Genomic DNA, 12717 nt, shown 5'->3' on the forward strand with positions numbered 1-12717 from the left:
ATTAAGGGGTTCATAAAAGAGTATAGAAAATGTATCAAAAATAAAAAGGTTTTATAGAAAGGAAGGTTATAAAAATGGGGACAACTAGATTAATCCTACCGATTATTTCAATTCTAATTAGCGTTATCTACTTTATAACAACTATTAATCTACCCAAAGCCAAATTAGGAGACCCAAATGGTCCTCTCTATTTTCCACTAATGGTTAGTATTTTTCTTTTTATTGTGAGTGTAATTTATTTCATAAAAGAATTAAGAAATCACTATCCAAAAAATGATGAAGTGAAGTTATTGTTTAAGGGCAGAGTTCCTTTTCTAATCATTTCAACATTAGTAATATCATTGATTTATACTCTTATTTTTGAAAGAGTAGGATTCTTAATTTCTACAATGCTCTTTATGGTCGCTATTTTATTTATCGTAAATGGAAAAGAAAAATGGAAGGTTAACATTAGTGTAGCTGTTTTATTTAGTTTGGGATCATGGTACGCCTTTTCTCAACTTTTAGACGTCAGCTTACCATAGATCAAGGGGGGATAACATGGATTTTCAAGCAATTCTTGAAGGCTTCGCAACAGTCCTTCAACCAGAAAATATACTATTCGTTGTATTTGGTGGATTTTTAGGAACCATTGTTGGTATGCTTCCGGGCTTAGGACCAGCAACTGCGATTGCGGTTTTAATCCCGGTTACATTTGGAATGGATCCGACGAGTGCATTGATTTTAATGGCAACTATTTATTATGGTGCCATGTATGGTGGTTCTCTTAGCTCTATCTTAATCAACACTCCTGGTGACGGATCTGCTGTTGCTGCAACCTTTGATGGTTACCAGATGGCAAAAGCAGGGCGTGCAGGCCCAGCAATTGCGATTACAGCAATTGGATCACTCATCGGTGGATTTGTCGCTGTTATCGGCTTTATGTTTTTAGCAAAGCCTTTATCAAACTTTGCTTTACAGTTTGGTCCAGCAGAATACTTCTTATTAATGCTATTCACTCTATCCGCTGTCGTTTCCTTATCCATCGGAAATATGACTAAAGGGTTTATTTCAATGGGAATTGGTTTAGTTTTAGCTACTGTTGGTATCGACCTTCAGACAGGAGTACACCGCTTTACATTTGGAAATGTTCATTTAAGTGATGGGATTAACTTCTTAGTTATTATTATTGGGATCTATGCAGTTGGAGAAATTCTCTATAACTACTTAACAATTGATAATCCACTTGGAAAGAAACATAAATTAGACCGTGTTTGGATTACAAAGGATGACTGGAAACGTTCAAAGTGGCCAATGTTCCGTAGTTCTCCACTTGGATTCATAGTTGGTATTCTACCTGGTGCCGGTGGTGCGATTGCTTCATTAATGGCATACAGTACAGAAAAACAACTTTCTAAGCGCCCGGAGGAATTCGGTAAAGGGGCAATTGAAGGCTTGGCTGCTCCTGAAACAGCAAACAACGCTGCAGCGGTTGGTGCTTTCGTCCCACTTTTAACAATGGGTATCCCAGGTTCTGGAACAACGGCAGTTATGCTAGGTGCTCTTGTTATGTTAGGTGTTAAACCGGGTCCGCTACTATTCGAAAGTGACCCTAATATGGTATGGAGCTTAATCGATAGTATGTTTTTAGGTAATATTTTCTTATTCCTAATCAACATATTTATGGTTGGTGTGTTTATTAAAATCTTAGATGTACCTGCAAAGGTTCTTTATCCAATTATTTTAGTCCTTGCATTTATCGGTGCATACACAATGAACTATACAATAATAGACTTCTATATCTTAATTATTTTCGGAATCATTGGTCTATTCTTGAAACTGTATGACTTCCCTATTGCTCCAATGATTCTAGCTTTAATTGTTGGAACCGATATGGAACAAAACTTTAGAAAGAGTATTGTAGCAGGAAAGGGTAGCCTTGATATCTTTGTTGGTTCCCCTATCGCGATTACACTTTTAATCTTAACGTTATTATCACTAACCTACCCGCTGTTCATGAACAGAAGAAGAAAGAAACAGGCAGATTTAAACGAAAATAGTTCTCTTTAGAAGAACAAGTGCTTAAGTTACATGTGAAAACCCTTAGCTATTACGCTAAGGGTTTTTCATACTTTATAGTAGATTTTCAAGAACAGTTTGTAAAATACCACCTTTTTGGTAGTATTCAACTTCAACAATACTATCTAACCTTACAGTTACAGTGAATTCGATTGACTCTAATTCGTTATGTTTCGTTGCGATTACTTTGATTTTTTGACCTGGTGTAATTCCTTCGCTTAAACCTCTTAATTCAAATGTTTCAGTTCCGTCTAAATGCAAGTTTTCCGCATTCTCTCCATTACAAAATTGAAGCGGTAATACTCCCATCCCTACTAGATTGCTACGATGAATTCGCTCAAAACTTTCAGCAAGGACCGCTTTAACACCTAATAAAGCCGTTCCTTTAGCAGCCCAATCGCGGGAACTTCCCGTTCCATACTCCTTCCCTGCAATGATAAGAAGACTCTGATTGTCATCTTTATATTTCATGGCAGCGTCATATACTGGCATGATTTCACCTGTAGGTAAGTACTTTGTGTAGCCCCCTTCTTTTCCTTTAGCTAGTTTATTTCGTATTCGGATATTCGCAAATGTACCTCGAACCATGACATGATGGTTTCCACGTCTTGATCCATACGCATTAAATTGGCTTACCGGAATGCCTTTTTCAGTTAAAAATGTACCCGCTGGACTGTTTACTGGGATTTGTCCTACCGGAGAAATATGGTCAGTTGTAATCGAATCGCCCAGCATCAATAAAGTCTTCATATTTTTAAAATCTGAGTCTAACCTGATATTTGCATTCTCCTCAATGAAATATGGTGCTTCCTGGATGTAAGTGGAATGATCGTCCCAACCGTATAGTTGACCATTTGATGATTCAATCGAAGACCAAACTTCATTTTCAAATATCCGATCGTATTCTTCCTTGAAGAGTTCCTTATTAATGGTAGATGTAATCACCTCATTTATCTCTTCTGTTGATGGCCAAATATCTTTTAGATATACCGGGTTGCCGTCGCTTCCCCTACCAATCGATTCAGAATACAAATCAATATTCACTGACCCAGCTAAAGCATACGCAACAACCAATGGTGGTGAACTCAAGTAATTTGCTTTTATAAGTGGGTGTACACGACCTTCAAAATTCCGATTTCCACTTAAAACAGAAGCGACAAGAAGATTGTTATCTTTAATTGCCTCTTCGACAGAATCAACAAGGCCTCCACTGTTTCCACAGCAGGTTGCACATCCATAACCATCAATATAAAATCCAATCTCTTCTAAATACTGAAGAAGGCCAGACGTTTCAAGGTATTTTGTAACTACACGTGAGCCTGGAGTTAAGCTTGTTTTAACATAGGCTGGTTTTTGTAGTCCTAGTTCCAATGCCTTTTTGGCAACTAGACCCGCAGCTATCATCACATTTGGATTTGATGTATTTGTACAGCTTGTAATAGCGGCTAGGACAAGCGATCCCGTGCTGATCATCTCACCGTCTTTTAACGCCACTTGCTTATTTAATTCTGATTCATCTAATCCATATCCGCCACTTGAAACCGGCTTCGTTACGATTCTAGTAAACTCATCCTTCATTGAACGTAATTCAATACTGTCTTGTGGTCTTTTTGGTCCAGCAACGGTTGGTTTGATTGAGGCTAAATCCAACTCAATTGTTTCAGTAAACTTCGGATCAGGGCTGTCATCCGTTCTAAATAGTCCTTGCGCTTCATAATACGCCTTAATTAAGGATCTGTTATCTCCTCTCCCTGTAAGCTCAAGATAATCTAACGTCACGTCATCAACTGGGAAATATCCCATTGTTGCTCCATATTCTGGTGCCATATTCGCAATCGTTGCTCTATCTGTAAGGGATATACTTGTTAATCCTTTACCAAAGAATTCGACGAACTTCCCAACTACTCCCTTTTTGCGTAGGAGGCTTGTTATCGTTAAAGCAAGGTCTGTGGCGGTAACGCCTTCCTGCAACCTACCAAAGAGCTTAATTCCAACTACCTCAGGAATCACAAAATATAAAGGTTGTCCAAGCATCGCTGCTTCTGCTTCAATTCCACCCACTCCCCATCCAATTGTTCCAAGTCCATTAATCATTGGTGTATGGGAATCTGTCCCTACTAGAGAGTCTGGATAGACAATGGTTTCACCGTTCTCCTTTTTTGTGACAATCGATGAAGCTAAATACTCTAAATTGACTTGGTGTACAATTCCGTTCGAAGGTGGTACTGCCCTAAAATTTGCAAAGCTATTTTGTGCCCATCTAACGAATCGGTATCTTTCCATATTTCGCTCATACTCAAGCTTAAGATTATCAGACAAGGAATCTTTATTTCCAAAGTGATCTACAATCATGGAATGGTCAATCACCAAATCCACAGGAATTTGTGGATTTATACGGGAGACATCTCCGCCTTTTCTTTTCATTGCATCTCTCATTGCAGCTAAATCAACAATTGCTGGGATTCCTGTAAAGTCCTGAAAGACAATTCTTGCTGGCTTGAACGGAACCTCTTTCTTCTCCCATTGCATATTTTCCCAATTTGCTAGTTGTTCGATATGGGTAGTGGTGATATGCTTTCCATCCAAATGCCGAATCGCTGCTTCTAGTAGCATTTTAATAGAAAATGGAAGTGATGAGACCTGATATCCATTCGTTTCCAGGTCATTGATTCGATAATATCGATATTCTTTTCCATCAACATATAAAGTTCTTTTTAATGTTAATAAAACTTCTGATACACTCATACCTATGCCTCCCTTATTGTTGCAAAGAATTGAAAAAAATAGTCTAGTTAATGAAAACTAGACTATTAATACCGCTCTATCTTTCAGGAATATACAAATCACCTTTTAAAATTCTTCGGGCTGTTCTGTCTAAACCAACAGAGGCCACATCTCCTTGGTCCTCTGTTAAAGCAACACGAACCTCTGCGATTCCTTCTGGGTGTCCAATTCGAATGATTTGTTCGATGCTTCCATCTTTTTTCGCAGAAAATTGATTTGGAACTGTGCCTTTAAGTAAAGAGGTTGCAGCCAGATTATAAAGTCCGCTCCCAGCAAATGTTCGATGAAACTTTTTCATTGAAATCATTTTCGCAACAATATCAATATCTTCGGATTTTATTTGCTTTCCTGTTGAAGTCACATAATCATGGGGGCTAGCGACTAGCGCGATTTTGGGAATGGAAGGAATATTCTTTGCTTCCTCCTCATTTTTAGCCATCCCACTTACAACTGCCATCTGTAACCTAATTTCTTCAAGTTCAGACAATAATTCCTTGTCAGCTCCAACTACACTATTAAACTCAGAGCCTGATAATCCAAAATCACTTGCAGCCACATATACAAAAGGATTAACAATATCAATAAATGATGCTTCATAGCTTCTTTTTTGAGTAACAACAGTTGTTTTGGGAGCAATCGGGATTGTTTTCCCAGTCTTTCCGCCACCTGGCGAGAGAATGTTCACAATTATTTTTGCTCCCGGAGTTACGATTCCTGGCATCAAATAATCACCGGATACCTTTGCTTTACCGTTTGATACGGGTACTCGCATTTTAATCATTTTATTTATATTTTTATTAAAAGCAGAAACTGTAATGTCATCAGCATTTGAATTTGTTTGAACAAGCCCTTCATCAACTGCAAATGCTCCAATTGCACCCATTAGATTGCCACATGTTCCTTCATCATCGACTACTGCCTCTCCGATTCCAATCTGATAGAATGTGTAATCAAGGTCTGCCCCCTCCACAGAAGGCTCTGAAATCACCATAACCTTACTTGTATGCGATGTACCGCTTCCTAAGCCATTTATTTGTGAGGGATTATATGCGTCAATTCCTTCTAAAAAAATTCTGTGCTGTAATTCTTTGTTTGTTGGTAGATCCTTTTCATGAAAAAAGAGCCCCCTACTTGTGCCACCTCTATAAACCACACAGCGAACGGAGAATTGTGACATTTTTCTACCTCCTTACTTCATTTCAGGAACAATTGTCTTCGCGATTTCTTTGTCTAAATCCTCATAGTCATGAAGTTTAATCGTTTCATAAAGTTCTTTACGTGTTTGCATCCGGTCTAATACATCACGCTGAGTTCCTTTCTCGAAAATTTCCGAGAATACAATTTCATATGCTTTTGCTGCTGCTCGAAGTGATGATACTGGATAGATAACCATAGAGTAACCAAAGGACTCAAATTCATCTGCAGTAAAATATGGTGTTTTACCGAATTCAGTCATGTTCGCTAATAAGGGAACATCAAATTCTTTGCTGAAAGCTCTAAAGTCTTCTTCAGTAATTAAGGCTTCCGGGAATAAAGCGTCAGCTCCAGCTTCCACATATTTTTTTAATCTCTGGGCTGCCGCTTCCCTACCTTCTACAGCAAGAGCATCAGTTCTAGCAACTACAACTAATGAAGGAGCAACTTCTTTAATGATCTTAATTTTTTGCGCCATTTCATCCGCTGAGACTAATTTTTTTCCATTTAAATGCCCACATTTTTTCGGTAAATCTTGATCTTCAATTTGTACAGCAGCAACCCCTGCTTCAACCATTTCCTTTGCTGTTCGAGCAACATTTAAAATTCCACCGAAACCTGTGTCAATGTCAGCTAATAGTGGCAGATTGGATGCACGAATAATATCACGTGCCCTCTCTGCAACTTCTTGGGAGTGTAAAACACCTAAATCCGGTAGACCTCTACTAGCGGTGTAAGCCCCACCAGATAAATACAATGCTTTAAATCCAACTTTCTTTGCCATTAAAGCAGCCATTCCATCATGGGTACCCATAATTTTTAAGATTGGTCCTGCCGCTATATAATTTTTAAATTCTTCTGCTAATTCCTTTTGACTTTTTTGTTGTTCAACAAGCCATGTCATGATATTCCCTCTTTTCTTCGATGAATTAAAGTAACGAAGGACCCTATGGAAATAGGGTCCCTTCTTTTCATTAGTCAACTAATCCAGATTCACTAATTAATTCTTCATACATCTTTGTTTGTTCCTCTAAGAATTTAGTTGCTTCACTACTATTTTTATAGAATGAAGACCAGTCATTATTTTTCACAAGGTCTTTCCATGCATCAGTTTCAACCATTTCACCGATTACTTTATCCCAGTAAGCAATTTCTTCTTCAGTCATATCAGGTGGTCCCATGATACCTCTCCAGTGTGGGAATACCATATCTACACCTTGTTCCTTCCAAGTAGGAACATCCTCTAGACCTTCTAATCTCTCATCAGAAGAAACACTAATTACTTTGAAGTTACCTGCGATATGTTGGTCTTTAGACTCGGAAACCGCCATTGTTGCTACATCTACGTGTCCACCTAAGAGCGCTGTTACTACATCCCCACCACTCTCATAAATCATGAAGTTTAATTTTGAAACGTCAACACCGTATGTTTTTGCTGCTTGTACAAATGAGAGGTGATCGTTGTTACCTAATCCCGGTGCTACTGCAAGCGTTAAAGATGCAGGATCCTTTTTCAATTGTTCCATAACATCTTTTGCTGTTTTGAATTCTGAATCATTTCCTACTGCAATTGAAATCCACTCAGTTGTTAAGATTGCAAGTGGAGTAAAGTCTTTATACGTTAATTCACTTTGACCCAATAAGTTGTTTGTAATCACAAGACTTGAGTTAATAGCAAGATGGTGTGCATCTTTTGTAGAAAGATATTGCCAGCCTACTTCTCCGCTTCCACCTGGTTTATTTACAACATTGATGTTTTGGTCTACAATGCCTTCATCTTTGAAAATCTTTTGGATTGCTCTAGCTGTTGCATCCCAACCTCCCCCTGGAGTTGCAGGTGCTACTAGCTCGATATTTCCTGTTGGAAATGAATCCTTTTTACCTGATGCACCTGATGAACATGCTGTTGCTACAAATACTAAGGCCAAAATTGCTACTAATGAAAATAACTTTTTCATTGTTCCACCCCTTTTATCTTTCTTAATTTTCACAACCTTATATTACTTTTAAAATCCTCTCATGTAATCGTTTTCAATTTAAAAGAATTTAACAACAAAAACACTATTTTGTTCATTAAGTTCACGAACATTATAAGTTCTGCAAATCTAATGATGAAATAAAATTTACAAATGCATTAATTACGTTTACCTCTAATGATTCATTATGGTACAGCATCCATGTATTACGTATTAATGGATTATTTTCTTTATCTGTAATAAACACTTTATGGATGCCTTCATTTCCTTTTAAAATCATACTAGGTAATATTGCATATCCAAGACCATTTACAACCATTTCTTTACATGTATCAACTTGGTCTACCTCCATCGTGATCATTGGGGGTTTTGTAAAATTCTCCATCCACCATTGATCGACAATAGATTTTAATAGATTGTCAGCTTTATAATCAATTCGAGGCAGATTAGGTAAGTTTCTTAAATCAATTTCTGTTTTCGAAGCTACACATAACTGGTCTTCGAACAATAAATGTTTTTGCTCCATCCATGTATATTCACCGCGAACAAAGGCAATATGAATATCCTTTTTATATAATGAATGAAAAAGATCTCGACTCCATCCTGTCGTTACTTTGAACTCAACATTCGGATATTTGTCTTTAAATGCACTTAATAATTGCGGGAGCTTATATTTAGTGAAAAAACTTGAGACACCCAAATTAATGGTTCCAACAACCTTACTCTCCATATTGGTTAAATTATCTTTTATTTGTCTCATTTTTAAAATCATTTCTTCAGCACTTTTTGCTAAGTATTCTCCCTGTGGTGTGAACTGGACACCACGTCTATCCCTATTTATAATTTTGATCCCAAATTCTTTTTCGATTTGTTTAATCCGATTCGTTAAGGCTGGTTGTGAGATGAATAATTGCTTACCTGTTTTTGTTATATTTTTATTTTCATAAAGGACCTTAAGAATCTCCCAATCCTGACTTCTCATTGCACGTCCCCCTTTTTAGATATTCAGAAATGTTATGGCAGTTAATTCAAATACAATATTTTACTTATATCTATCAATATACTATATTTATTCTTACATAATAAAGAAGTTTATAGGATGAGGGAAAAACATGATTCTTTGGATAGTCATCATCATCTGTACTGGTTTTCAAACCATATTGAACACAACTAGACCCATCATCACGCTCTATGCATCTGAAATGGGAGCGAATACATTTGATATCGGAATCTTAACAGCTGCCTATGCCTTCTTTCCTTTAATTTTCGCTATTCATGCTGGGAGAATTGCCGATAAGATTGGTGACCGATTGCCTGTATTTTTTGGTTTAATCGGGATTTCACTAGGAATGGTCATTCCTTATTATTTTCCATCTATGCTTAGCCTGTTTATTTCTCAATTAATTGTAGGAACAGCGGCCGTATTTATTACGGTTTCCTTGCAAAACATACTTGGAAATATTGCGACAGAAGAAAAAAGAGATCAATATTACAGTTTATTCGGAATTGCTACGGCGATGGGGGCTATGATTGGTCCAATCATCGGAGGTTATTTAGGGGAGCATATTTCTTTTTCTTCCGTATTCCTTGCTTCAATTTTCATAAATATCATTCCCATTTTGATTTCTTTTTTCATTCCAGTTTTTCGTAAAAAAATGGGAAAGCAAAAAACGAGCATAGGTGCTTCTGTCGGCCTATTAAAAATGCCTTTGTTAAGAAAAGCCCTAATTTCAAGTGCACTTGTCCTTTATTCAAAGGATATTTTCATCGCTTATTTTCCTCTGTTCGCTAAGCAGTATGGGATTTCTACATCAACAATTGGATGGATTATCTCGATACAAGGGTTAGCAATTATTCTTGTGCGATTCTTATTACCTGCATTAACAGAGAGGCATGGAAGAGACAACGTATTAATCGCATCCGTCTTTATGGCTGGAATATCATTTTTACTAATTCCATTTACTGGAAATGTAATTTTATTAGGTGCCTTAAGTGCCCTTATGGGACTTGGTCTAGGATGTGGTCAACCACTTTCAATGACAACAACCTATAATGCCTCACCAAAATCAAGAACAGGTGAGGTTCTTGGACTAAGACTTGCCTCTAATCGGTTATCTCAATTAATTGCACCTGTCTTTTTTGGAGTCGTTGGTTCTTGGGCTGGAATTTTTTCTGTATTTTTTATTAGTGGTACCTTTTTACTTGGAGGCCTATTTGCCATTAAGCCTGAAAAGAAAAGGAAACTAGCTTCATAGAATAGTAAAAGCCTACAGCATTTCGGTTTGCTGTAGGCTTTTTTTTTTGTTTAAAATTTAAATGAAACAAATTTCAATTCAGTCATTTCTTCTGTGGAATATTTAATACCTTCTTTTCCAACACCACTATTTTTTCCACCGCCTTATGACATATTATTTACTCTGAAGGACTCACTGCCTTCCTCCCAATGTCCGATAATAAACTCACTAAAATTAATCATACTACTTATTTATATGGCTTTTAAGTATACATAAATTATATTATATTTCTCATATCCGAATAACTGTTATAAAATAAAGGTTCAGCATCCTAACGATTGGAGAATTAAGATGAGAGGTTTATTTGAAAAAATAATGCCATATATACAACGTGTCTGGGAATCTATTAAACGATTTTGGCGTGAAAAGCATCTTACGAAAATTTTATTACTGATTATGCTAGTGTTTATTTTAGTTTCTATGCTCTTCTTTGCCTTCATGGCAAGTCAGGCAAACGTCCAGTCATTGAAGGATGGTTTGCGACAAGCAACTGTTATTTTTGATAAAGACGGTACCGTTGCAACCAATATTGTGACAAATCGAACGGAAGGTGTCTTGGTTGAAGAGTTACCTGCCCATGTAAAAAATGCAGTAATTGCAATTGAGGATGAACGCTTTTATAGCCATAACGGCTTTGATATTAAAGGAATCATGCGTGCCTTTTTTAACAATCTATTTTCAGGAAGAATCACTGGTGGAGGAAGTACAATTACTCAGCAACTGACAAAAAATGCACTTCTCTCTCCTGAACAGACCTATAAACGAAAAATTGAAGAACTCTTTTTAGCGCTGGAAATTGAGAAGCATTATTCCAAAGACGAAATTTTGCAAATGTATTTGAACCAAGTATTCTTTGGTAGTGGCTCATGGGGAATTAGCCAGGCTTCTAAAAAATATTTTAATAAGGAAATTGAAAATGTTTCAATTAGTGAGGCAGCAATGCTGGCTGGACTACTTCAATCCCCTTCAGCCTTAAATCCTTATAAAAATTATGACGGAGCTATTAAGCGGAGAAATACAGTTCTACTAAAAATGCATGAATTAAAGATGATTTCTGAAGTTGAATATACTCAGGCAAAAAAAGAAGAAATCCAACTTGAAGACGGTGGCGGAAGTTATATTGAAAGAAGCTATCCTTATTATGTAGATGCAGTCCTTGATGAAGCCATTAAAAAATATGGTTTAACACAAGAAGAAATCCTTACACGCGGCTACCGAATCTATACTGAAATGGATCAACATATTCAAGCCTCGCTTGAAGCTGTCTATAAAAAGGACTATCTTTTCCCAAAAGGCAGAGATGTACTCGTGCAAAGTGGCGCTGCAATGTTACATCCCGAAACCGGAGGAGTACTTGGTTTAGTCGGAGGCCGTGGTGACCATGTGTTCCGTGGCTTTAATCGTGCGACTCATTTACAGGCCCAACCAGGGTCAACGATCAAACCATTAGCCGTATATACTCCCGCACTTGAAGAAGGCTATGAAGTAACCTCGGTACTAGTAGATGAGTTGAAAACCTATGGTGACTATACTCCAGAGAATTTCTCAAAGACCTACCAGGGTGAGGTTAAAATGTATGAAGCGGTTGAGGATTCCCTTAATGCACCTACCGTTTGGCTATTAGACCAGATAGGACTTGATAAGGGACTTGATTCTTTAAGAAGGTTTGGTATTCCTTTTTCAGAAGAAGATAAATACCTCGGAATTGGACTTGGTGGGATGCATAAAGGGACTTCACCTTTACAACTAGCTGAGGCATATTCTGTTTTTGCAAATGGAGGAAAACGACCAGATGGGCATCTTATCTCAAAAATCGTCGGGCCAACCGGCAATGTGATTGCCGAACATAAGCACAAAACAACTCGAGTTACTTCTAAAAAAGTAGCCGATGACATGACATCCATGCTTCTAAATGTTGTTGAAACTGGTTCAGGTAAGGGAACAAAAATCGCTGGGGTTGAGTTAGCCGGAAAAACTGGATCCACACAGCTTCCTTATAAAGATATTAATGGTACAAAGGATCAATGGTTTGTAGGGTATACTCCAAATTTTGTTGGTGCCGTTTGGTTAGGTTATGATAAAACAGACAAAACACATTATATTCAAGGAAGCAGTTCAGACTATATCGTTCCTATCTTTAAAGCAATGATGGAGGAAATGCTACCTTCAACGGAAGTAGAACCATTTGATGTCGTTTCCGTTAATGCAAAGCTTTCCGGACAAGAGGATCGAAAAACAATCACGAAAGAAGAAATTAAAGAAAAGGCTGAAAAAGTTGAAGAAGTATTAAAAGAAGAAAGTACAAAATGGAAGCTAGTTTTGGAAGAGGCAAAAAAGGACATTAAGGATGTTAGTGAAAAGATCTCAGATAAACTACGCGGTTTATTTGAAAATAGTCATTGAAAAAAGCC

Annotated in this window: 9 protein-coding genes; 4 read left to right on the plus strand and 5 right to left on the minus strand. The window is 37.3% G+C overall.

Annotated elements, in window-relative coordinates:
• Positions 1-74 precede the first annotated feature (74 nt).
• On the plus strand, positions 75-524 hold the full coding sequence (locus V7112_RS02365) for a tripartite tricarboxylate transporter TctB family protein (RefSeq protein ID WP_335414868.1): 450 nt from the start codon (positions 75-77) through the stop codon (positions 522-524).
• Positions 525-540: 16 nt separating this feature from the next.
• Positions 541-2049, plus strand: a complete 1509-nt coding sequence (locus V7112_RS02370; protein WP_335414871.1) for a tripartite tricarboxylate transporter permease — start codon at positions 541-543, stop codon at positions 2047-2049.
• 63 nt (positions 2050-2112) lie between these two features.
• Here the strand turns inward: V7112_RS02370 and acnA are convergent, their stop codons facing one another.
• The 5 genes from acnA to V7112_RS02395 form a co-directional block, all read right to left on the minus strand.
• On the minus strand, positions 2113-4803 hold the full coding sequence (gene acnA, locus V7112_RS02375) for an aconitate hydratase AcnA (RefSeq protein ID WP_335414873.1): 2691 nt from the start codon (positions 4801-4803) through the stop codon (positions 2113-2115).
• A 76-nt stretch (positions 4804-4879) separates the two neighbouring features.
• Entirely contained in the window at positions 4880-6019 is a 1140-nt protein-coding gene (locus V7112_RS02380) for a PrpF domain-containing protein (protein WP_335414875.1), read from the minus strand.
• 12 nt (positions 6020-6031) lie between these two features.
• Positions 6032-6940, minus strand: a complete 909-nt coding sequence (gene prpB, locus V7112_RS02385) for a methylisocitrate lyase (protein WP_335414878.1) — start codon at positions 6938-6940, stop codon at positions 6032-6034.
• A gap of 70 nt (positions 6941-7010) precedes the next feature.
• On the minus strand, positions 7011-7994 hold the full coding sequence (locus V7112_RS02390) for a tripartite tricarboxylate transporter substrate binding protein (RefSeq protein ID WP_335414881.1): 984 nt from the start codon (positions 7992-7994) through the stop codon (positions 7011-7013).
• A 130-nt stretch (positions 7995-8124) separates the two neighbouring features.
• Positions 8125-8994, minus strand: a complete 870-nt coding sequence (locus tag V7112_RS02395; RefSeq protein WP_335414882.1) for a LysR family transcriptional regulator — start codon at positions 8992-8994, stop codon at positions 8125-8127.
• A 130-nt stretch (positions 8995-9124) separates the two neighbouring features.
• Here V7112_RS02395 and V7112_RS02400 point away from each other — a divergent pair, with 130 nt between their 5' ends.
• The gene (locus tag V7112_RS02400) at positions 9125-10267 is read left to right on the plus strand and encodes an MFS transporter (protein WP_335414885.1); all 1143 of its coding nucleotides are present in this window, start codon (positions 9125-9127) and stop codon (positions 10265-10267) included.
• Positions 10268-10621: 354 nt separating this feature from the next.
• Entirely contained in the window at positions 10622-12709 is a 2088-nt protein-coding gene (locus tag V7112_RS02405; protein WP_335415353.1) for a transglycosylase domain-containing protein, read from the plus strand.
• Positions 12710-12717: the final 8 nt, after the last annotated feature.

The sequence above is a fragment of the Bacillus sp. JJ1566 genome (assembly GCF_036962685.1).
Taxonomy (GTDB): domain Bacteria; phylum Bacillota; class Bacilli; order Bacillales; family Bacillaceae_L; genus Ferdinandcohnia.